Annotated in this window: 19 protein-coding genes; 5 read left to right on the top strand and 14 right to left on the bottom strand. The window is 44.5% G+C overall.

What is annotated here, in order from left to right; all coding sequences use genetic code 11:
* Positions 1 to 18 precede the first annotated feature (18 nt).
* Positions 19 to 396 (top strand): TraR/DksA family transcriptional regulator, encoded by a 378-nt coding sequence (locus tag CLV25_RS07415; protein ID WP_131839004.1) that lies wholly within the window; start codon positions 19 to 21, stop codon positions 394 to 396.
* A gap of 281 nt (positions 397 to 677) precedes the next feature.
* Here CLV25_RS07415 and CLV25_RS07410 read toward each other — a convergent pair whose 3' ends face one another.
* From CLV25_RS07410 to CLV25_RS07375, 8 genes are all read right to left on the bottom strand, one after another.
* Positions 678 to 977 (bottom strand): hypothetical protein, encoded by a 300-nt coding sequence (locus tag CLV25_RS07410; protein WP_131839003.1) that lies wholly within the window; start codon positions 975 to 977, stop codon positions 678 to 680.
* An 82-nt stretch (positions 978 to 1,059) separates the two neighbouring features.
* The gene (locus tag CLV25_RS07405) at positions 1,060 to 1,566 is read right to left on the bottom strand and encodes a PGN_0703 family putative restriction endonuclease (RefSeq protein WP_394345235.1); all 507 of its coding nucleotides are present in this window, start codon (positions 1,564 to 1,566) and stop codon (positions 1,060 to 1,062) included.
* Between the two features lie 54 nt (positions 1,567 to 1,620).
* On the bottom strand, positions 1,621 to 1,956 hold the full coding sequence (locus CLV25_RS07400; RefSeq protein ID WP_131839001.1) for a hypothetical protein: 336 nt from the start codon (positions 1,954 to 1,956) through the stop codon (positions 1,621 to 1,623).
* A 223-nt stretch (positions 1,957 to 2,179) separates the two neighbouring features.
* On the bottom strand, positions 2,180 to 3,442 hold the full coding sequence (locus tag CLV25_RS07395; protein WP_131839000.1) for a PDZ domain-containing protein: 1,263 nt from the start codon (positions 3,440 to 3,442) through the stop codon (positions 2,180 to 2,182).
* A gap of 156 nt (positions 3,443 to 3,598) precedes the next feature.
* Complete coding sequence (locus CLV25_RS07390; RefSeq protein WP_131838999.1) at positions 3,599 to 4,054, bottom strand: cupin domain-containing protein; 456 nt, start codon at positions 4,052 to 4,054, stop codon at positions 3,599 to 3,601.
* A 170-nt stretch (positions 4,055 to 4,224) separates the two neighbouring features.
* Entirely contained in the window at positions 4,225 to 5,262 is a 1,038-nt protein-coding gene (locus CLV25_RS07385) for a RelA/SpoT domain-containing protein (protein WP_131838998.1), read from the bottom strand.
* A 386-nt stretch (positions 5,263 to 5,648) separates the two neighbouring features.
* Positions 5,649 to 6,083, bottom strand: coding sequence for a hypothetical protein (locus CLV25_RS07380; RefSeq protein ID WP_131838997.1), 435 nt, complete (start codon positions 6,081 to 6,083; stop codon positions 5,649 to 5,651).
* A 450-nt stretch (positions 6,084 to 6,533) separates the two neighbouring features.
* Positions 6,534 to 7,091: a thioredoxin family protein gene (locus tag CLV25_RS07375; protein ID WP_131838996.1), complete on the bottom strand. Its 558-nt coding sequence runs from the start codon at positions 7,089 to 7,091 to the stop codon at positions 6,534 to 6,536.
* A gap of 541 nt (positions 7,092 to 7,632) precedes the next feature.
* Here CLV25_RS07375 and CLV25_RS07370 point away from each other — a divergent pair.
* Together CLV25_RS07370 and CLV25_RS07365 are read left to right on the top strand one after the other, a co-directional pair.
* Positions 7,633 to 9,057, top strand: a complete 1,425-nt coding sequence (locus tag CLV25_RS07370) for a M20/M25/M40 family metallo-hydrolase (protein ID WP_131838995.1) — start codon at positions 7,633 to 7,635, stop codon at positions 9,055 to 9,057.
* Between the two features lie 702 nt (positions 9,058 to 9,759).
* The gene (locus CLV25_RS07365; protein WP_131838994.1) at positions 9,760 to 12,120 is read left to right on the top strand and encodes a type IA DNA topoisomerase; all 2,361 of its coding nucleotides are present in this window, start codon (positions 9,760 to 9,762) and stop codon (positions 12,118 to 12,120) included.
* Between the two features lie 77 nt (positions 12,121 to 12,197).
* Here the strand turns inward: CLV25_RS07365 and CLV25_RS07360 are convergent, their stop codons facing one another.
* Both CLV25_RS07360 and CLV25_RS07355 read right to left on the bottom strand, forming a co-directional pair.
* A complete protein-coding gene (locus CLV25_RS07360; protein WP_131838993.1) occupies positions 12,198 to 13,730 on the bottom strand; it encodes a sulfatase in 1,533 nt (510 codons plus the stop codon).
* Positions 13,731 to 13,743: 13 nt separating this feature from the next.
* Positions 13,744 to 15,135, bottom strand: a complete 1,392-nt coding sequence (locus tag CLV25_RS07355) for an alpha-L-fucosidase (RefSeq protein WP_131838992.1) — start codon at positions 15,133 to 15,135, stop codon at positions 13,744 to 13,746.
* Positions 15,136 to 15,352: 217 nt separating this feature from the next.
* On the opposite strand from CLV25_RS07355, the gene CLV25_RS07350 reads away from it, so the two are divergent.
* Both CLV25_RS07350 and CLV25_RS07345 read left to right on the top strand, forming a co-directional pair.
* On the top strand, positions 15,353 to 15,577 hold the full coding sequence (locus tag CLV25_RS07350) for a DUF3820 family protein (protein WP_131838991.1): 225 nt from the start codon (positions 15,353 to 15,355) through the stop codon (positions 15,575 to 15,577).
* Positions 15,578 to 15,708: 131 nt separating this feature from the next.
* Positions 15,709 to 16,995 carry a cysteate synthase gene (locus CLV25_RS07345; RefSeq protein WP_131838990.1) on the top strand — a complete coding sequence of 429 codons (1,287 nt, stop codon included), beginning with the start codon at positions 15,709 to 15,711 and terminating at the stop codon, positions 16,993 to 16,995.
* 439 nt (positions 16,996 to 17,434) lie between these two features.
* Here the strand turns inward: CLV25_RS07345 and CLV25_RS07340 are convergent, their stop codons facing one another.
* From CLV25_RS07340 to CLV25_RS07325, 4 genes are all read right to left on the bottom strand, one after another.
* On the bottom strand, positions 17,435 to 18,955 hold the full coding sequence (locus CLV25_RS07340; protein ID WP_165877024.1) for a TolC family protein: 1,521 nt from the start codon (positions 18,953 to 18,955) through the stop codon (positions 17,435 to 17,437).
* A 10-nt stretch (positions 18,956 to 18,965) separates the two neighbouring features.
* The gene (locus CLV25_RS07335) at positions 18,966 to 19,565 is read right to left on the bottom strand and encodes a TetR/AcrR family transcriptional regulator (protein ID WP_131838988.1); all 600 of its coding nucleotides are present in this window, start codon (positions 19,563 to 19,565) and stop codon (positions 18,966 to 18,968) included.
* 275 nt (positions 19,566 to 19,840) lie between these two features.
* Positions 19,841 to 20,455, bottom strand: a complete 615-nt coding sequence (locus CLV25_RS07330) for a lipoprotein signal peptidase (protein ID WP_131838987.1) — start codon at positions 20,453 to 20,455, stop codon at positions 19,841 to 19,843.
* Between the two features lie 190 nt (positions 20,456 to 20,645).
* Positions 20,646 to 21,752 carry a TlpA family protein disulfide reductase gene (locus CLV25_RS07325; RefSeq protein WP_131838986.1) on the bottom strand — a complete coding sequence of 369 codons (1,107 nt, stop codon included), beginning with the start codon at positions 21,750 to 21,752 and terminating at the stop codon, positions 20,646 to 20,648.
* Positions 21,753 to 21,775 lie beyond the last annotated feature (23 nt).

Genomic DNA, 21,775 nt, shown 5'->3' with positions numbered 1-21,775 from the left:
TAGCTAAAACTTCAAAGTATGTCAGAAGCTGAAAGAACCCGCTACTCGGATGAGGAGCTCGCCGAATTCAAGGCCCTAATTCTGGAAAAGCTCGAAAAGGCTAAAAAGGATTACGACCTGCTTAAATCGGCTATCAACTACAGCGAAAGCAACGATACGCAAGATACATCGCCTACCTTCAAAACACTGGAGGAAGGAGCCGCAACCCTTTCTAAGGAGGAGTCGGGACGCTTGGCCCAACGCCAGCAGAAGTTCATCCAGCACCTAGAGGCGGCGCTGATCCGTATCGAGAACAAGACCTACGGTGTTTGCCGCGAAACCGGCAAGCTCATCCCTAAGGAGCGCCTAAGGGCTGTTCCGCATGCTACGCTTAGCATCGAGGCTAAAGGAAAGTAACCGATGACCATCCGAAAAATAAAGGGGCTGCATAAGTGCAGCCCCTTTATTTTTGAAATATAGATTTTACTTAATTGCACCTAATTAAATAGGTTGCATTACCTATTCGCTAAACCAGTCCTCCTCAACATATACTGCATATACTGCCTGCATAGATGGATCTCCTGAATACCGCTATCATTATAACTCTCCAAAGGTCAAAAAAACAAAAAACCGTTTAGAACTATTTCGGAAGACGTAGTGATATTCTAGAATTGGCACCCCAATACTATTCCGACAGCCTATTTGTCACCTTTTGCTTGATCATTCCCCCAGAAAGACCCTTCGAATATTGCATAACGATCCCAGCTATACTCAGTCAGGAATCGTACATCCCCACCAAACTTTATTTGGCGTAAAATCTGAGCTAAGCTGTTTTTTCCGGTTAATTCGAGCCTGTTAAGAAGATCTGTTTGCTGCGTCTTCAGGTATTCACTTTCTTTTAAGGCAGCATATACAGGATCGGAAGAAACAAAGTTCGAAGTGCCAATTACAACCGTAGCGACACGTAACGAAGTGGAGTTCGGCGTAGCCAAATCCATCCGTACCTCGTGTGTTTGATTAGACTACGACTAGCGGAGAAAAACCTCAATCCGCTAATCCAGCAATGCAAATTGCTAAATGCTATCGGATGGCATCTAACTTTTTATTCAAGTAGTTTTTAAACCACATATCATATTCTTTATTATTTACCTTTTCCAAAATTTCTTCCCAGGTTAGCTTCACAAATTTCCCTTTCGTCGATTTCAAAGAGTTCTCGAATTGAATGAGCTTGCTTTGACTTTTGCTACTAAATAGCTTTTTAGGCGCTAAATTGATCAGTATAAAATCATTTCCATAGCTTAACTTCGAAGCAAACGCCCAATTTCTAAAAAGCTCGTAATGCCCACTTTCAACTAGTTTTTCCTTTTCTACATCTGGAATTAAATACTTTGCAAATTCTTCTCCAGTTTTTATCTCGTTTGAGCTTAAATATTTTACTTCTATAAAAACAATCTTGTCTGATAGCTTTATCATTACATCAGGCTCTGTCATTTTTGAAGATGTTTCATTAAAATTTCTTGAAACCTCTCTAAACTTTTCTATGAAATTGTTTTTATTGCTTTGAGAGCTTATTGGTACACCCCACAAATAGATGTCATAATCTTTTCCATCGCTTTTAATATTTAGTAGATTAAGTAAATCTTAAAATCGTTCTCTTACAACAAAGTATTTAAAAAAGCTCCAAGTTAAAGCATCCTCCGAAGTTGAATATCCAATTTTATTTCTCTTATTTTTTCGATTAAGCTCGTTGATCGAATTATTTAAAGTAATCTCTAAACCGTTTTGGAGAAGCTCTGGGATGTTATCAAGATAGTTTTTATAAATTACCGATGGATTATTTTTTGAATTAGAAAACCCTATCCCGCATTTCTCACAGCGTCTTAAGCAATCATCGTAGGAGCTAGCAGCTTTAATAGCTCCATTTATTGGTGCTACTAATTCTCCACAGCTTGGGCATTTAACTTTATCTAAGGTCATCTTTTTTCTTTTTATGTTTGCCTATTACCTTGCAGAATTAGGAAGCAAAAGGGCGGCCCATGCTAAGGCAAGCTCTTCCTACACTTTCTATTCTTCGCCCTCTGTCCATAAACCTAAAGGCTAGAAGCTTTGGCTACTTGAGCGTATCGAGGACGCTACCCTCAGCGGGGAAGCCCTGCTAAACCAAGCGTAACGAGTATGCTACGCTTAGAAGAGGATTATATTAATGACAAATCAAAACAGACTTCATTCTTTTATTCCCTCTAAGATATATCAGTTCAACAGTACCTCTCGTTTTATATAGTCGATCCATCATGCTGATTAAGCTTTGCTCGGAAAGGTTATCGACGCTTATGCCATTTACCGATATAACCCTATCATTTGGCCTAAGTCCTCTATTATATGCTTCGGAATTTTCTATGACGTGCTTAACCACGATTCCTTTTTTTGCAACAAATAGGTGCACTCCCATTTCGTGCATATTCCGTTGCATAACAACAGACTGTATCTTTAAGTACATTATATTGTTCTTAAAATCAACTACTGGACTAAACATTTTAAAGAATTCTACACCTACTAGGCCCTGAACGATGCCCTTTGCCTCTTGGGGTAAAGAGGTATTGCTTACAACCATGGTTGGGTTTAGGAGTTTAGCTCCTCCAATGGATGCCTGGTTACATTCCATTCTGTAGAAATCTATTTCTTTGCCAAAATTCGATACGCCAAGAATCTTGTTTACCCTATATACCTTCCTCAAACTGTCAATAGTTCGATTGTTGCAGTAAAGCGCAATTAGCCCCCAATAGCCGGTATCAAGCAAAAAATTCCCGGAAACCTCAAAGCCATTATCTAAAGATGCCTTAACCGCAATCATTCGTACAAATCCGCGTTGAATAATCCTAATTTTTTGATACCCGCTACCACTAAACTCATGGTGAAAGATTATCTGCTTTTTATCAAAATTAAACTCTACAATACTATCCTTAAATATATGAACATTGAATAGGCCATCGTATCTTGCTCTGTCTGCGCTCGAAAACTTCAGCATTCCGTAATACCCTTCGGCAGCATACCCTCCTACTTTGATGCTTACTTTCGCCTTAGAAACATTCACCTGATGATCTACACCAATACCAAACATTTTATGCTTAGACGATGTGACTGGTAATGCCAGTTCCTTCCTACAAAATGTATCTGAGAATAGGTTATAGTAGGTTGTCAGCCCTGAATCGAATATAAATTCGCCTTCATGCCTCCCATTTACTACCGCTCGAAATGAAATTGTCTTGTTGTCATAGGTAAATGGAATAGCCATATCGGAACCTTCTTTTTTTTCAGATAGCGAATTCGGTAGAACTAGCGTACCTTCAGTACTTGTACCTACAAAAGAAAGAACCGCTTTAGCAACCAAAAAGAATAGAAAAGTATAACTCATTAATAATAATATAAAGTTATTTTTTCGTGCAAAAGGCAAGCTTATTCCCATGCTAAGCGCAAGCTCTGCCTACGCTTTCTACCTTTCGGCCTCTGTCCATAAACCTTAAGGCAAGAAGCTCTTTTAGGCAAAGGTTCTTGCCTTCGCCTATTCTATCATTGCAGGCTTTAGCATGCAATGATAGAATAGAGGCTGCTGGGCATTCTTTTACAAATCTTCGTAAGACCACACCTTATCTTGCCCAGATTCACCTGCGAAAAATAAAACCCTTCCATCTGCTGGCATAAATACTACATCAGGTAAGCTGGCTGTTCCAATGTCTAAATATTTTAGGGTTTCACTATCTGATGTATTCCTTAATTGGTGTACTCCTTTTTCACCAGCCGGAAATCGTAGGATATCGCCCGGCTTAACCTTTAGTACTCCACTATCCGCTAGCACTTCTCCATGCCCTTCTATAATGTAGAAAATTTCCTCGTTGCATGTATGGTAGTGGAGTGGCCAATTGGCTTTCCCCGGCTTAATCTCATATATATCGCAATACAGCTTGTTGATGTGCTCTTCAGCAATTACTCTTTTTCTACTATGTTCTATTTCATCAGCTTTCGACCAGCTATTCCATTCTACTTCCTTCTCGTTAATTTTTAGTGTTTCATGCTTCATATGAATTGTTTTAATGCAAAATTTTCTCTGTTAGGCAATGGCTCTTGCCTTAGCCTATTCTGCAGGCTATAGCCTGCAGAATAGATTCGACTTAGGTGCAGCCTTAGCCGAACAAGGGCTTCCGCCTACCACTTCACTCGCTTGTTGACTATACCGTGTGTTAGCAGGCGTTATTTTCTTATCAATTCAAGTTTCTCACAATTAGAATTTATCTTTTCCAGAGCATTAATAAATTCAGATGTGTCAAGAAAATAGCTAGGATAAGCCTTTTTTAGTGATAATATTGAAGATGCGGATACTAAAACTACTGCATTCTCATTTTCATTTATTTCTTTCTCTAACTTAATGTAAAGTTCTGTTGCAAGTTCGAATTCGCTTTTTTTAAAAGATACAATCTGGACATTTTTCTTTACAATATTGATATTTATCAAGTAATAGTCACCAGACTTTTTACCTTCAATTTGTTTTGCAGATATACGTAAACCTTTTAAAATAATAATGATATTTAATTTAGCAGTCATGTTGTAGCACATTTTCATTAACTCTTCCATTGTATAATTCTTATGTTGCTTCAACACTGCCATATTTTCTTTTATTGCAAATAAAGAACTTACTATCTTAAAAAAATCTAACCAATCGTCAGGCCCTTGGCTACTTTTTAATGATGTTTTAGTTAGAATACCTGCTGTTTCCACTGCAGTTGCCCAATTATGTTGAAGTTTAGTCCTGATTTGCAATTCTAATTGAAGCCCATTGTAATATTTACTTCTAGATTTATATTCGTATACATAATGTATACTTCTATAACCAGAGTCTTTTGGTTCATCTGTATAATCTCTTGTTTTCCTTAACCTATGGTATTGCTTATTATTTTCAATAATTGTTTTGAGTTTAATTAAATCTTTTGTGTCTTTCAGCACAGCTCGATATCCACCAATATCTTGCATTCCTCCAAGTCCCATGTTATCATTTAAATCAAGTTTATACTCAATTGAGCTTAATCGTTTTAATCTCTGAGAAACAAGAATTGGTTCTATCTGATTATCGACCATTAATTTCTCTAATGATTTTCTCATTACATTTAATGGATGCAAATGGTCTGTTCTCCATAAATTCAAAGTCTCAAGAGCAATTTCAATTTCTTCTTTACTTTTTGCTGAAATCAATGCCTTACCTGCATTTGTTATCTGCTTTTTGCTAAATCTCATGAGGGTCTTGATTTATTTAATGCCTGCTAACTCATTTATATATGCCCCTTTCTCCTCCAAAATCTGCACACACCCACCCAATTTTGTAGTGGTATATATACCTTCTCCGCAAAAGAGGTACATCTATCATCTAACCGCAAACCCATAACCCCGAACGAGGCGTAAACGAAGTAATCTTCTACTACCATGCTTACTTTAGGCTTACGATTATAAATTAGACCTGAAATATAGCTAAATATTCCTTCGAATATACCTTATAAGCTAATACTCTAAAAATGTGATGTGCTTTTGGCTATACGGCCTTCATCTAGCAGGTGCTGTGCTTTTTCCCGAGAATAACATGGTAGGCTTAGCTCCGCGAATACTCCTCTTCTACGATTCCCTAATTAGCTTCGAAGCACGTAAGTGGGGTTTCGACAGTAGCTTACGGAGCTTCTACGGTGCTTTACACCCTTTCGAGATAGGTTTACGGTGTTTCTAGAGTAGCTTACGCCTTTTCGAATATGGTTTACGTCATTCTGAAGATAGTTTTCTGCATTCTGAAGGTAGTTTTCTACATTCTGAAAGTAGTCTTCGGCATTCTGAAGATAGTTTTCTGCATTCTGAAGGTAGTTTTCTACATTCTGAAAGTAGTCTTCGGCATTCTGAAGATAGTTTACGAGCTCGTAAACCATTTTCAGAAGCTCGTAAACCATTTTCAGAATGGCGTAAACTTCTTTCGAAACGGCGTAAACATCTCTCGAAGCTCCGTAAACTACTCTCGAAGCTCCGTAAAGTATATTCAGAAAGCCGGAAACCATTGTCGAAATGGTGCACGGCAATTTCAGAGGGATTTGGAGGGCCAGCTAAAGAACGCTCGTTATACTTTTGGGGACAGCGATACGCTTAACCATATCGTTTACGTTAGCTGAAGATGCGTACTATTATGGTGATGGCAGATACTTTACTTTATCATTATACCCATTCTTTGTTTGGCGAAGGTTTCTGCTTATAGCTGTTAAGCGATGGGACGAATAGCCCTATTTTTGTAAGAAAAGACTGATTGTAAGCATCAACGCATGATTGAAATGGGTTATCCTTCCGCCTAAGCGGGTGGTAGAGGTGGGTTAAGAACGCTAAGTGGAATGGAAGATGCTTATTTAAACGAACAAGCCCATCCCCTGCCCCCTCCCAAAGCAATGTGGTTAACCAAACGACATCAACTAACAGGGCAATAGATGTCCATAGCATTATTGCATGGCCTCTATTTCTAATCGAAATATGCTACTAGCTTATCCTTTCCACTTAATGTTGCACCCGATGCTGGGCTGCTGATGCTCGTCCACCTTTTTGCCTGCAAGAACCGCATCAATGGCCCTACGCAGGTCGCTTCCATCAACCGGAATGGAGTTGGAGGGGCGCGAGCTGTCGAGCTGACCTCGGTAAACCAGCTTCATCGTTCCGTCGAATAGGAAAAAGTCGGGCGTGCAGGCGGCATGGTAGGCGCGCGCCACATCTTGGGTGTCGTCGTATAGGTATGGGAATGGGTAGCCTAGGCGTTGGGCCGTTTCGGCCATCTTTATGGGCGAATCATCGGGGTAGCTCTCTACATCGTTCGAGCTTATGGCAATTATGCTCACCCCTTGGGGCAGATAATCGTTGGCAAGGGCTACCAGCTGCGGATTTACGTGCTTCACAAAGGGGCAGTGGTTACATATAAACATTACGAGCGTTGCCTTTTCGGACTTCAGCTCGTCGAGCGAGCGAATTTGTCCGGTCGAAGGCTCAACAAGCATAAACTTGGGGGCTAATGTGCCTAGCGGTAGCATGGTTGATTCGGTTGCTGACATAGCTTTCGTATTTGTGTGTGTTATAAGGAACATAAATAAGAGGGAATAGTTCAGGCATGCTTAGGTCGATACGCAGGGATATCGCTTTTAAAAAAATCAGCTATCATAATGGAGGTAGACATAAAGATACCAACAGGTCGTAGCACAAAGCGTATCCCCCTTTGGAGGGGGCAGGGGGAGGAAAATAGACGTTAGAGGTAAAAACTTGATGCCAATGGTAGCTGTACACTTCTAAAAATCCACCCCCTATCCCCCGCCAGCGGGGGATATCCTTCGAAATAGAATAGTGTAAATCTTAAAGAGAAATACCAGAATCGATACTATTTTAGTAGTATTGTACAATTCTTTTTTAAAAAAAATTTCGATTTGTAACCTAATCTAAAAGTATGCGTCAAATGCCTATCAATTGGGAATACTGGTAAATGGAATAGTCAACATCAACCTCCGCATATTCATATTTCTATTGACATTTTGAGCATTCGTACAGGATGCTCGCAAGCTGTATTAATCTGCAGACATAAAAACAAACAAATATTCGATTATGAAGGTACGTATTCTAGTTCTTCTTCTTTTTCTTTCGGCTTCGGCCTTTGCACAGGAAAAGGCATCCGTTTCTAACCTCCGTAAGGTTGTAGAGGTATTGGCAGCCGACTCGCTAAGGGGTCGAGCGTACAAGAGCAAGGAGCTTTTGGTTGCTCAACGCTATATTTCGGAACAGTTTAAGCAGGTTGGCCTTAAACCAATAGGCAGCAGCTTTATCCAAAGCGTAGAGTGGCACGATCAGTATGGCGGCGAGCTGAAAATATCCAACATTGTAGGTGTGATTGAGGGTAACGATCCCGTGCTAAAGAACGAGTACATTGTTGTAGGTGCCCATTACGACCATGTGGGCTATAGCGCCGATAAGGATACGGTAATATACAACGGTGCCGACGACAACGCCTCGGGCGTATCGGGCATCATCGAGCTATCGCGCATTATTCTTGCCAGCGGAGCAAAGCCCGATCGATCGATACTGATTGTTGCCTTCGATGCCGAGGAGGCCGGGCTTGTCGGATCGAGAAAGTTTGTCGAAAATTCGCCCGTTCCCCTTAAAAGCATCAAGGCAATGCTAAGCATCGATATGATTGGCCATGCCAACCTTATTAAAGGCTTGGAAATTGCAGGCGTTGGCTCGCTAAAGGATCTTGACATACCCCAATCGCTCTTTACCGCCACCGACAGCCTAAGGGTTAAGCTGCGCAGCAACCCTTCCTTCCGTATAAACCATACCGATACCCAATCATTCTTTAAAAAGGGCATCTCAAACCTATACGTCAATACCGGTCTTAAGGCAAACTACCATAAACCAACCGATGATGCCAATACGCTCGACTATACGGGTATGGCATTTGCGGTAGATAACATCACATCGCTAGTTTTGTACCTTGCAAAGCAGCCCACGCTGCACTATACTAACCCTATTCCTCGTTTAGCCGTAGGGGTTGCCGCATCGTTTGGCACAAATCACTTTAAAATGATGAATGGGCCAATCGATAACAAGGCGATGCTCACCTACAGCGCAGGAATCTCTGTACTTTATAAGGCATGGAAGAAGGCATCCGTTAATGCCGATATCCTTTTTAAGAATAAGACCAGCCGAACGGAGCTAGGACAGGTAAATATGCCTAGCCTGTACATTCCTGTTCATCTTGTGCTTATAAATCCGTACAACACCGCCCGCTTTTTTGCTGGTGTTGGCCCCTACTACAGCTATTCCTTTGGGCGTTACGTAAAAGGCGATAAGCTAAAGCTCAGCAACCGCGAACGCGACGACTATGGCCTGGATATAATGATGGGCTGTGTTGTTATGAAGAACCAGATTGCTTTCCATAGCACCTATGGCCTAAAAAGGTTGATGGATAACCAGCCCTTGATGCACTATCGCAGCTTCGAGATCTCGTTTACCCGCTACTTAAGGTACTAGATTCCATGATATTTATAATAAAGAGGCTGTCTAAAAGGGGTATCACGTATCGCGATATGCGTATCACGACAAGTTAGACCATAATGCAGTAGGCTGTGGTAGCATTTCGTTATACGTGATACGTGTGTCGTGATACTTTTTAGACAACCCCTTATTTGTTTTGGATTGATATAAATGTGTTTAAATCTAGTTGGATAAACTATTGAAAGAATGTTTCAACGCAAGCTTAAACACCTCTGTGTCCTTACAGAAAAAAGGAGAATAAAGCAGTCAGATTGTACAAGGTATGTGTTTTAACGAAACAAAATCTCCATGTGACTCTGCGTCTCTGTGATCCTGTGTTGAAGAAATGAGTAGATAGGAAATTATATAATAAAAATTTCAGTTCTATCCTTTATAGCTGCTGTTTGCCCTATTACTTGCACGTTATCCCCTCCTTAGGAGGGGGTAGGGGGTGGGTAAAGAACGGCATGAGGAGTGAATAGTATTGATTTTAACGAGTAAACCCACCCCTTCCCCTCCCAAGGAGGGGATTCACAGCCTTGAATTGGCGGTGGCAGTAAATAGCATCCTTTCGCTTGCGTCAGCAATTACTTTTGTGTCCATTGTGCTATCCTTCGCGTCCTCTGTGCTTACCCCAAAATCAGTGTTCCACACAAATTTCCTATCTTCGTACATTAATTACCATTTACCGATACTCCCGTGAAGCTTTGTATTGCCGAGAAACCCAGCGTTGCCAAGGAATTGGCGGAAATCTTGGGCGCCAAGTCGCGCCACGATGGCTACTACGAGGGCAATGGCTACTGGGTTAGCTGGACCTTCGGTCACCTCTGCACCTTAAAGATGCCCGAGGACTACCACCCCGACCTAAAGCGGTGGAGCCTCTTTACCCTGCCCATTATTCCGCAGCGATTCCAGATTAAGGTGGTTGACGATACGGGAATCCAGAAGCAGTTTAACACCATCAAGCGCCTCGTGGGCGAATGCGACGAGGTAATAAACTGCGGTGATGCCGGACAGGAGGGAGAGCTTATCCAAAGGTGGGTGCTCTCGCTTGCGCAGAACACCAAGCCGCTTAAAAGGCTGTGGATTTCGTCGCTTACCGCCGAAGCCATTAAGGAAGGTTTTGAAAAGCTTCAGGAGGGCAGCAAGTACGACCTCCTTTTCCATGCCGGGCACGCCCGAGCCATCAGCGACTGGCTCCTAGGCATTAATGCAACACGACTATACACAACAAAGTACAGCAACGGCAAGGGAGTGCTCTCCATAGGGCGCGTTCAGACGCCAACGCTGGCGCTTATCGTTCGCCGCCACCTCGAGATCGTCAACTTTACCCCCGAGGCGTATTGGGAATTGAAAACGCTCTACCGCGGCGTAATCTTCTCGGCCACCCAGGGGCGTTTTGGCGCCGCCGACGAGGCTGCCGAGACCCTCGAGAAGATTCGCGAGAGCCTCTTCACCATCACCTCCTTCGAAAAGAAGAAGGGAACCGAGGCACCACCACGTCTGTTCGACCTAACGTCGCTTCAGGTGGAGTGCAACAAGAAGTTTGCCTTTACTGCCGAGGAAACGCTCGGCTATATCCAAAGCCTATACGAGAAGAAGCAGGTATCGTACCCTCGTGTCGATACCACCTTCCTCCCCGACGATATTTACCCTAAGATTCCCGGTATTCTCAAGGGACTTAAGCCCTACGAGACCTTTACAGAGCCGCTGCTGAAGTCAAAGATCAAGAAGAGCAAGAAGGTATTCGACGATAGCAAGGTAACCGACCACCACGCCATCATCCCAACGGGCGAGTTCAACCCCAACCTCACCTACAACGAGAAAAAGGTGTTCGACCTCATCATCCGACGCTTTATTGCTGCCTTCTACCCCGACTGTATCGTTTCCAACACCACCGTGCTGGGCGAGGCGGCCGAAATTCCGTTTAAGGCAACGGGTAAGCAGATTCTGGAGGATGGATGGCGCGTTCTTTTCAAGAAGAAGGACGATGAAAAGGAAAATGATGACGAAAATCCTGCCGATAAGGACGACCAGCTGATGCCCGAGTTCGTAAAGGGCGAAAGTGGTCCACACGAGCCGGGAGTTCAGGAGAAATTCACGCAACCGCCCAAGCCCTACACCGAGGCAACGCTCCTCCGCGCCATGGAAACCGCCGGAAAGCAGGTTGACGACGAGGAGCTACGCGATGCGCTCAAGGAAAACGGAATTGGACGCCCATCAACACGGGCGAACATCATCGAAACGCTGTTTAAGCGGAAGTATATCCGCCGTGTACGTAAGAATATAGAGCCAACGGTTACGGGTATAGAGCTTATACAAACCATCAACAACGAGCTGCTGAAGTCGGTGGAGCTTACCGGTATGTGGGAGCGCAAGCTAAGACAGATAGAAAAGGGCGACTATCAGGCTACCGATTTTCTATCGGAGATGAAGGAGATGGTAAAGTCGCTAGTAGTTGAGGTGATTACCGAGAGGGAGAATCGCAGCATCACCATAGAGGAAGAGCCTGCCGCTAAGGAATCGGATACCGATGCAGACGGCAAAAAGCCAAAAGCCAAGCGCGAAAAGAAGGCAAAAGACGATAAGCCTGCTGAGCTAATCTGCCCCAAGTGTAAGAAAGGGAAGGTGCTGCAAGGTAAAACCGCCTACGGGTGCAGCGAATACAAGAATGGATGCAGCTTTCGCCTTTCGTTCGAGCAGTTTGGCAAGAAGCTAACCGACAAGCAGGTTGAGGCGCTTATTGCAAACGGGAAAACACCCAAAATAAAAGGTTTCACCATCGACGATACCAAGTGCGATGGCATCCTAACGTTCAACGCTAACGGCGAAGTGGAGCTGCAGCGCGACGAAGCCCCTGCAAAGGAGAAAAAGGCCAAGCTTATAGAGGAGCTAATCTGCCCAACCTGCAAGCAAGGAAAAGTTCTGCAGGGCAAAACCGCCTTTGGCTGCAGCCGCTGGAAAGAGGGCTGTACCTTTAAGGTCTCCTTCGACGATATTACCGCAAAGATCCCCGGCAAAGAGGTAAATTTGACGTTGCTAGATGAGTATTTGAAGTAAAGCGAAGAATTAGCGATAAAAACAAAAACCGCAGCTTGATTGCTGCGGTTTTATATTCTACAGTTAATAGTAAATCGCTAAATCTCATCAGGCCAAGGCACAGGCTTACCTGTTGCCTTAAACGAAGGACGTTGCGCACCAACCTTACGCATGTAAGCTCCTAACTCTTTAGAAAGACGCTTAACAACGCTAGGATACTGTGCCGAAAGCTCATTCTTCTCCCCAATATCCTGAGGGATGTTGAAGAGTTCCTTCTTTCCCGTTTCGTAGTAGTAGATTAGCTTCCACTCCTGGCTACGAATGGTGCAGGTTGGGCCAATTCCGGGGCCGGTGTTTCCCCAAATGTTAGGACAATTCCAGTAAAGATTCCTGTTCTTCGAAGGGTCGCCCTTGCCGGTTAGCAATGGAACGAAGCTAATACCATCAATAGGTTGTACTGTGTGATACTTCTTCACCTGCGCCATTTCGAGAATGGTTGGGTAAAAATCTTCAATTAGCAGATACTTATCGCACTTTGTTCCGGGCTTTACCACTCCCGGCCAGCTAACAATCATCGGTTCGCGAATGCCACCCTCGTATGCCGACCCTTTTCCGCTGTTCAGCGGATAGTTTTGGGTATGCATGGGGCCACCGCGCCAATGCATGTCGCTGCTAAAGCCTCCATTATCGCTCATAAATATAATAATGGTATTATCAGCCTCTCCATTCTTTTCGAGCCAGCTCATCAGGTCGCCTAAGCTCTTATCCATTCCCTCAATCAGGGCAGCATAGGCCGCTTCACGATCATCCAAGCCTTTCTTCTTGTACTTTTCGAAAAAGCGCATATCCCTATCTATAGGAATGTGGATGGCGTAGTGCGCCATGTAAAGAAAGAATGGTTGATCTAATCGTTTTGCCTGATCAAGCGCCTTCATGGCCTCCTGCGTTAGCGCTTCGGTGGCAAAGATGTTCGTTCCCCAGTATTTCTCCAATCCGGGGATAGAAAACGGTGAAGTAGGCTTTCCATCTTTGGTATGACCATAGTTTTGCTCGCCAAGGTAGCTCGCCAACCCTCCGGCGGCATGTCCGGTAATGTTTACCTCAAAACCCATGTGGGTTGGGTTCTCTCCGGGAGTATCAATCGACCCGAAGTGCGCTTTTCCGCAATGAATGGTGTGGTAACCGCTATCTTTTATCAGCTCAACAAAGGATGTGGTCTGAAATGTATTATTTACGCCGGCCACCTGGCATACTCCGTTGTAGTTCCAATCGGGCAGCTGCAGAACGTCGCTTTTGCGGTCGGTTTGCTTGTTTTTTTGAAGCGTCCAGTTGGTAACCTTATGGCGCGAGGCATTTGCACCACTAATTAGGCTGCATCGGGTAGGCGAACTGATGCTGCTGGCATAGGCCTGCGTAAACATCATCCCCTTTCCTGCCAATCGCTCCATGTTTGGCGTTTCGTACGCCTCGTTGTAGTGCGTTTTTTGTGTCCAAAAAGGCAACGAGGTATCCTGCCAGCCCATATCATCAACCATAAAAAGGATGATGTTCGGGCGAGGATCAGGTTGCTTGCCTTCGGCGTGCGCTGCAAAAGGCAACAAGGCAGCAGATAGTAGCAACTTACTTTTCATTGATATTTGGTGTTTAAGGTTTTACCGAATGTGCGCTAAAGCGAATGATTTTGGGCATTTGTGTAGCCTCGTTTATGGTAAGGCGAAGAGCATTTGTGCTTACAACTGCAAACTTTTCGATACGCTTATGTCCTACAGATTCTCCTTGGCAGATAGTTGTCCATCTGCCCCTAATTTTTGCCTCTACCTTATACGCTCGAATGCGCTCGCCCTTGCTGATATCCTCCTGAATAACGCAGTAGCTTATCGGCTGTTTCTGTGATAGCTTTAGCACAAGCGTTTTGCTACTCCCCGATGTATTTGCGATTGCCTTTTCGGTTGATAGCTGCGAAGTCCACTCCCCCCATTCCTTTAGGCGCTGCTCATCAAGAGTAGGAATAAGCCCGGAGGTATCTGGTGTAAGTCCCATAATCAAAGTAGCGTTTCTCCCTACCGATTTGGTGTACATTGCTTTTAGCGTATCCAACGAGAGAACGTTGTTCTCATCTCCAGGTTCCCAGAACCACTCGTGCCTACCGTTAGCACCGCGTAGCGGAGCATCGGCCATGGCAGGAACCCAGTATTTGCCATCCTTATCGCCATGCTTTAGCAATTCGAGGTGATTTCGTTGTGTATCCGATTGCTTGTGGTGCGAGTATGGTTGCGGAAATGACGACCAGCATGGGTAGCTTACCGTTCCGGTTTCCGAACCTCCCCAACGAAAGTCGGCCCTGTCTACGTTATGGTAGAATAGGCAGTTGGGCTGATACTTATTTACAATAGGCTCAACATTGGGACCATCGCCTTTGGGATCATCGGCACCACCATCAAACCAAATCATGAAAAGTTCCCCATAGCGGGTGCATATCTCCTTCACCATACTTTCGCAAAGTCGCTTATACCACTGCTGACGGTTAGCGGCAAACTCACCGTTGCCCTCTGCCTTGAAGTTATGAATTCCCAGCAGCGAGTTCCATCGAATGCCGATATAAATTCCGGGCATAATGCCGTATTTGCGGCAGGAGTTTACAAAGTCGCGAACAATATCGCCTTTTCCATCTCTCCATTTTACTGCTTTAAGGCAGTACGGGTTGACATCGCTTTGCCAAAGGCCAAATCCAGTTTCGTGCGTAGCGGTAAGAACGGCAAACCTAGCACCTGCTGCTTTGGCAGCTAAAACCCACTGGTCGGTATCTAATTTTGTTGGATTTAAGATGTTGTAATCGGCAATTGGCTCGATTCGATTGTTTCCCTGTCCGTATCTTATTCCGTCGAAAACGTGCAGGTCGTAGTGGAAAACTACGCCAAGTTCCGATTCGTGCCATTTAAGCTGGCGAGCGGCAGGAACCGGGTAGAACCGTTCCTGAGCAGGGCATATAGAGGCCGCTGCCAATAACAGCAGCGCTATTAAGGCGAGATGTTTCATCGTCTTCTTACTTTACAAGGTTAACAAATGGTGCTTTCTTTTGGTGGTTGCTCTTTACTATAGCATGAACTACAAATGTATTATTTTGTACCATTCGTATTCTAAAACATAGGAGCAAAGGATACGCATTGAGTAGGACAACCAATAGTTTTTTTACCTTTGATTCAATAATCATCTGCCTCAAACAAGTTGATTGTGCTTGTACAACATTTATAGTATGAATTCTCCCGACCCCCGACAGTTTTTGCTAAAAATGGCCAACACCCGCATGCCTTTTGGAAAGTACGAAGGCCGTTTGCTGATAGAGCTTCCTGAACCTTACCTCGTTTGGTATAGACAAAAAGGCTTTCCCAAGGGAGAACTCGGAATGATGCTCGAACAGATGTACGAGATTAAGCTTAACGGCTTAGAAAGCATTATTTGGCCACTGGTAAAACGCTAACCGTATGCATAAAAACGAACTCTGCGTAAAGAAAATATAAAAAAACACCCTTTGAACTGTGTTCTTGGAGTTAGACGTTTTCAGCAAGAGCCAAAAATGCTAATTTTGGAATCCATTTGAGGAATAAAAAAATGAATACGGTGATAGGCAAAACCAGCTACGTTCTACAATCTGTTGCAACTGGATGTACATTTGAAGATTCCGGTTGGATACTCGATCCCCAGGGAGAGGAAAAGCCCAGCTTAGTCAGAGCAATTTATAAGGAGAGTCTGCTTAATGTAAAGGCGGACTCTTGGGGCATTTATAAATTTGCTGACTGGCTACCAATTGGAAGAACTCTTGCTGGCTCATCGGCCCCAATTACCTACAAGAGCGAAGGGCTGGCAAAAGAGCTTGGCCTATCGAATCTGTATGTAACTTTTACGGGATGGTGGCCTGAGCGTGGCGCTTACAACCGCACCTGCTCGTTTAAGGAAACGGAGGCATACTCGGTATGCGGAAGGCTTGCCGAGTCGTCAAAGACGCTTGTGGTTGCATCTGCCGGAAATACGGCTCGTGCTTTTGCCAAGGTTTGCTCCGACAACCGTATTCCGCTTATTCTTTGCGTTCCCGAAGACAACCTCGATGCCCTTTGGTTTGATGCACCCCTTAACGATTGCGTTAAGCTGATATGTCCAAAAAAAGGGGCAGACTACTTTGACGCAATAAATCTCTCCAACCTAGTAAGCCAGCTCGAAGGATATATCACCGAGGGTGGTGCCAAGAATATTGCCCGTCGCGATGGGATGGGAACCACAATGCTTTCGGCGGCAACATTTATAGGTAGGATTCCCGACTACTACTTTCAGGCCGTAGGAAGTGGAACAGGGGCAATTGCCGCTTGGGAAGCTAACCTCCGCCTTATTACTGATGGCCGTTTTGGCAATGGAAAGTCTAAGCTCATGGTGTCGCAGAATGCGCCATTCACACCAATGTTTGACGCATGGAAAGCTGATTCGCGTGCGCTTCTTCCGATGGAGGATGATGAGGCTCGCCAAAAGGTAGAGATCATTACGGCAAAGGTACTCTCGAATCGTAAACCTCCATACTCAATTACAGGAGGCCTATTTGATGCTCTTAAGGATACCAATGGAGATATTCTAGTAGCTACAAACGAAGAAGCTGCAGCCGCAGCTGCTCTATTCGAAGAGTTGGAAGGCATCGATATTCATCCTGCTGCATCGGTAGCTGTGGCATCGCTTATTAGCGAGGTAAAAAGGGGTGAAGTTGATAAGAATGCTACCATTATGCTGAACATCACCGGAGGAGGAGAGAACCGCTACAAAAGCGAGCATCAGCTATTCTACCTAAAGCCTTCTGCCATATTCGACTTTAACCCAACTCTAGAGGAGGTTAAGCAAGCGCTAAAATTGCTATAGAGTAGCAACTACAATACATAGCAAAAGGGGGAACGTTATCCAACGATCCCCCTTTGTTTTTCTTATCCCTTAAAAAGCAAAGGCGAGCGCTGTTTCGTCAACATTCTCGCCTTTTAGTATGTAAGGTTAACATAAAAACTAAAAAAACTTATTGATAAGACCCACTAACAATGCCTTCTTATTGAGAACATCGGTTCCTCCGTACAGATGAACTCTTGGCAATTGATTCTGTTATAATCCCTTTTTATTCCCTTTAGCATAAACACCCTTTTTTCAAAAGTGTTCTGCCCAATTCAACTTTTTATCATTCCCTTTTCGAGTAGTGATACAACTAACTTTTGCTTTACCCTACCAGAAATAATAAAAAAACTCCCGATGTACACCACATACCATCGGGAGTAGATAAAATTTGAAACAGGTTCAAATTCACATGGAACAGCTATCGCAGCTCGCCAAGTACTTTCTTTAAGTTTGTTTCGCTTAGCATGGCCTCGTTACGAGCCTCTATGTTTTCGGATATCGAACTTTGCCAAAGGGCTTGTGCTTCTAGTACATCGGAAGCCGAAAGAACCCCTTCCTTGAAACCATCATTGGCTACCTTTAGGTTTTCTTCGGCACGCTCAATGTTTTTCTGGGTCATGGCAACGCGGCGATTGGTCTCGTTTACCTTAAACATGGCCTGCTTCACCTGTAGCGTAATTTTTTCCTTTGCCTCTTCTGTTTTTAGGGTCGCAACCTTTTGTTCCAGTTTGGCAGATCGTAGCGTTTGGTGGCGTTCGCCCCAATGGAAAATTGGGATATTAACCACTACGCCAACATTCCAGTCTAATCCAAAATCGTTAGTAAATCCCTTGTATGGATTTGGATTAGCAGCCATGTAGCTTGCCGTAAGAACAACGTTGGGCATAAAGCGCGATTTCATAAGGTTCACGTTCGACTGGGCCAGCTTAGAAGCCAGATCAAGTGCCGCAATCTCGTTACGATGGTTGAGCGCATAGCTAGCATATCCGGTATCCTTTAGGGTTGTCAGCTGTGGCTTGGGCAGATCAGCAAGCGTAATGTCAGACTCTAGCGGAATTCCAATCTCTTGGCAAAGCGCCATCTTCGCTAACTCGAGCCCATTTTGTGCTTTGGTTAGGTTGAGCTCTACCTCGTTTACTTTAACCTTTACCTTTAGCAGGTCGTTTCGGGTAATAACGCCCTCCTTGTACATATCCTCAACATCGCTATTGAGGCGCGTAACCAGGTTGTTGTAGTCCTGTGCCAGCTTTACCTTTTCTTGAAGCGACACAACCCTCCAGTAGGCCTCATCAACTCCGTAAAGCACATCGGAATCCTCCATTTTCTTCTTTGTCTCCGAAATTTGCTTTGCATAGCCAGCCATCCTGTTAACCTCACGAACCTTACCTCCTAGGTATACGGGTTGAAGCAACGAAATGGCTCCAAGGTAGAAGTCCTTATGCTCTACCCTTGTTTGGTCAGCAGGAAGGTAGGCGTAGTTTTTCCACTCCAACTTTTCGGGGTTGGTTTTTGGATTAAATGGGGTTCCGTTCTTATCGAGTGGAGCAATGGTTCCGTCGGGGAGCTTTGTCCATGAGTTGTTCAGGCTCTCGGAGGTTATTTTACCTGTAGATGCATTGTACGTTGGCGTTGCAGGACCAAACGAGCCATCGGCATACTTAACCCCAATGGGCAAAAGCTTATTTTCGCTTAGCAGCTGTAGCTCGTTATTGGTGCGCAGATAGGTTCCGGTAAAGCTGATGTTCGGAAAGTATTGCGCCTTGGCGGCTTTGCTAAGCGCATCAGCCGATTCTACCTTTATCTCCGATATTTGCACGTTTTTGTTGTGCTCCAACGCCATCTTTCGGCATTGCTCCAGCGTAAGTGGTGTTGCTGAAGTTTGGGCCATTGCTGCCCACCCGCTTACTGTAAGTATCAAAAAGACTACGGTCTTCCTCATTGTTGTGCCTCTATTTTGATCGTATTCCATTAAAAATTATTGAAAGCAAATCGTCTATCCGATGGTTGATGTTTGTTTGGCTTTCGTTGCTGGTAAACAGCGGTATTTCGAGCCCTTTGAGCACAGTAAAAAAGCCTAACGATGCTAAATCTACATCCTTAATGCGAAATTCTCCAGCCTCTACCCCCTGGGTCAGAATCTCCTTTATGTGCTCTACCTCCTTCTCGTCGTACTTTCGGCGAAGCTTGTCGGTAAGCGAAGGGTTGATTAGTACGCCATTGCTTATTAGGCTGAAGTAGTTGGCCAGCTGAAATATGAGCGACATCCTCCTTTTGGTGTACTCCTCCAGCTTTTTGCTGGCGGGCATATCGGAGGTGAGTATTTGCTGAAACTTGCTGCGAAGCTGCTCTACCTCTCTATCGATAACCGCTTCGAACAAGTCCTCCTTGTTCTTGAAGTAGTAGTAAACGTAGCTCTTTACCTTACCTATCGACTGGCCGATTGACTCTAGCGTTGCCTTTTTATAGCCGTATTGGGCAAACATCTCTGTTGCTGCCCTTATTATGACTTCGCGCTGGTCATCTTTTATAGCTACGGCGTCCTCTTTCATCGCTACTTTTGAACAAAAATAAAATTTGTTCAAAAGTAGGGTAAATATCGATTCCTAAATTTCTAAATAAGATTAAAATGCTAAGGGTGGGATGGGGGAACTTCACAGCACCTTGAAATCACGAAGGTTGAATAAAACGGGTTTGCGGTATCAAGTACAATTGATGTAAGCCTCGCGATTTGAATGATACCGTAGGGCGCTATCAAATGGGTATGAACAAAAGAAAAAGCCTCCGAGGCAAATCCTCGAAGGCTTTTAGATTATATTGGAATACCCTAGTCTTGGGTAAACAGCTTTCGTTGGAACAGCAGGATGTACACTACTCCGATAGAGATGGAGGCATCGGCAAAGTTAAACACCGGACGGAAAAAGATAAACTCCTGACCACCCCATGCAGGAACCCAGCTGGGGAAGTGCCCCTCGATTAGCGGGAAGTAGAACATATCCACCACCTTCCCGTGAAGGAAGCTGGCGTAACCGCCACCATCTGGGAACAGCTGCGCTACCTGACCCCACGAATCGCTAAAGATTAGCCCGTAGAAGGCGCTATCGAGAATGTTGCCCAACGCCCCGGCCATAATAAGCGCCAAACCTATAATGGAACCGTTGCTTGCCTTGTTGCCGCGAATAAGATGGCGCATGTAGAACCCGATGGCCACAACAGCGGCTATGCGGAATAGGCTAAGGATGATCTTACCTACCTTGCCCCAAAACTCCAGACCAAATGCCATCCCATAGTTTTCGGTAAAGTGGATGTAGGCCCAGTCTCCAAAAATGGTGTACGACTCGCCTAGCATCATGTGGGTCTTAATCCATACCTTAATAAGCTGGTCGACGATTAGGATGGCAACAACAATAAGGGCTGCTTTTTGGCCAATGGTAAGCTTCATTCTCGATTATCTCTTATAGTTTGATGGGCAAAGATATAATTCATTCTTTGAATATGAAATCTGCGTGGTTCTTAGAAACGAGTAAGGAATAAAAAAGAATAGTTTTTCTGCTGTGTAAGACCTAACCGTTTTTTAAAACCTGTTAGGTCTGATTATGGTTCGCTCTTTTCCCCTCCTCTTTTAAGGATTACTACAGCAGTTGCTTAATCTCCTTTTCAACGTCATCTACCTTTACATCCCACCTTACAACCCTCATGGTTTGGGCATCTACCAGCACGAGGGTAGGAACATGCTGTATTTGGGTAAGCAGCGGGTGCTTCTTGGCTTTTTCCCAATCGGTCCAAAGTTGGGTGTAGGAGTGTGGCTTACCTTTTAGGTAGCTGGTCCAATCGGTTATATTCTTATCCATTGAAACTCCAACAACCGAAAGGCCCTTGGCTCCATACTTACTCTGTAATTCGGCCAACTTGGGCTGTGCCTTTTTGCAGGGGCCGCACCAGGTTGCCCAAAAGTCGAGGAGGATTAGCTTGCTTCCGTTGGCCGATAGCTTGGAGGGGGCTTTATCCTGCCCGGTTAGCTGCATATCGGCAAGGCTTGCCCCAACTGCCTTACCCGTATTCTCATATACCAGCTTTATTCGTTCAATGTCGGAGGCTAAACGCTTTCCCCTTTCCGATTCCTTAAAGTCGGCAGGCATGCTCTGGTATAGCGTGCTTAGCTCTCGGTACGATGCGGTATCCTTTGGTAAAAGCATTGTCGCAAACGAAATGTAGCCTTGATATATTGGAGATGTAGGGCACTCCCTTACGAGGTTGAGGTAGGCTTTAACCGCCTTTTGGTTGATGGCATCGGGGTTGGCTTTTTTTGCTTTGTACTCCTGAAACCTAACGCTATCAATAGCATTTATCCTGTTCTTATGCTCGTTTAGCACTCCTCCCCTTGCTATAAAGTAGTCCTTTGCGCTGTTATAGGTAACGCTTATTGGCCCTTCTTCCAGCACAAAATCGTGGCGTTTTTCCTTGACCCTATCGGGCATCCCAAAGGGTGCTTTGCTGGAGAAGTAGATAAAAATGGAGGTATAGTAGTACGAGCTTTGCGGCTGTGCAGGCAGCTCGAAGCCAAACGTTCCATTCTCAATCTTTGCCTGCATTCCCTTCGAATTGCCGGATGTAAACAGGTAGGCAAACTTTGGCGTAGGCTTACCCTTTGCTGCAAGGTACTCGCCCTTAACGGTGGTTTGTGCCGTAGCGCTGCTGCAGAGCGCTACCAATGCGATAAGCTGTGCGATTCTTCTCATAGGTGCTATGGGTTAGTGGGTAA

Source organism: Acetobacteroides hydrogenigenes (assembly GCF_004340205.1).
GTDB classification, from domain to species: domain Bacteria; phylum Bacteroidota; class Bacteroidia; order Bacteroidales; family ZOR0009; genus Acetobacteroides; species Acetobacteroides hydrogenigenes.
This window is presented reverse-complemented; position numbering and strand designations above follow the sequence as displayed.

Bases quoted from the DNA above. Each gene is read 5' to 3' on its own strand.
- CLV25_RS07345 (WP_131838990.1), top strand. From the start codon at position 15,709: ATGAATACGGTGATAGGCAAAACCAGCTACGTTCTACAATCTGTTGCA.
- CLV25_RS07350 (WP_131838991.1), top strand. From the start codon at position 15,353: ATGAATTCTCCCGACCCCCGACAGTTTTTGCTAAAAATGGCCAACACC.
- CLV25_RS07375 (WP_131838996.1), bottom strand. From the start codon at position 7,091: ATGTCAGCAACCGAATCAACCATGCTACCGCTAGGCACATTAGCCCCC.
- CLV25_RS07390 (WP_131838999.1), bottom strand. From the start codon at position 4,054: ATGAAGCATGAAACACTAAAAATTAACGAGAAGGAAGTAGAATGGAAT.
- CLV25_RS07400 (WP_131839001.1), bottom strand. From the start codon at position 1,956: ATGACCTTAGATAAAGTTAAATGCCCAAGCTGTGGAGAATTAGTAGCA.
- CLV25_RS07330 (WP_131838987.1), bottom strand. From the start codon at position 20,455: ATGAAGCTTACCATTGGCCAAAAAGCAGCCCTTATTGTTGTTGCCATC.
- CLV25_RS07415 (WP_131839004.1), top strand. From the start codon at position 19: ATGTCAGAAGCTGAAAGAACCCGCTACTCGGATGAGGAGCTCGCCGAA.
- CLV25_RS07325 (WP_131838986.1), bottom strand. From the start codon at position 21,752: ATGAGAAGAATCGCACAGCTTATCGCATTGGTAGCGCTCTGCAGCAGC.
- CLV25_RS07410 (WP_131839003.1), bottom strand. From the start codon at position 977: ATGGATTTGGCTACGCCGAACTCCACTTCGTTACGTGTCGCTACGGTT.
- CLV25_RS07370 (WP_131838995.1), top strand. From the start codon at position 7,633: ATGAAGGTACGTATTCTAGTTCTTCTTCTTTTTCTTTCGGCTTCGGCC.
- CLV25_RS07395 (WP_131839000.1), bottom strand. From the start codon at position 3,442: ATGGGAATAAGCTTGCCTTTTGCACGAAAAAATAACTTTATATTATTA.
- CLV25_RS07355 (WP_131838992.1), bottom strand. From the start codon at position 15,135: ATGAAACATCTCGCCTTAATAGCGCTGCTGTTATTGGCAGCGGCCTCT.
- CLV25_RS07385 (WP_131838998.1), bottom strand. From the start codon at position 5,262: ATGAGATTTAGCAAAAAGCAGATAACAAATGCAGGTAAGGCATTGATT.
- CLV25_RS07340 (WP_165877024.1), bottom strand. From the start codon at position 18,955: ATGAGGAAGACCGTAGTCTTTTTGATACTTACAGTAAGCGGGTGGGCA.
- CLV25_RS07360 (WP_131838993.1), bottom strand. From the start codon at position 13,730: ATGAAAAGTAAGTTGCTACTATCTGCTGCCTTGTTGCCTTTTGCAGCG.
- CLV25_RS07335 (WP_131838988.1), bottom strand. From the start codon at position 19,565: ATGAAAGAGGACGCCGTAGCTATAAAAGATGACCAGCGCGAAGTCATA.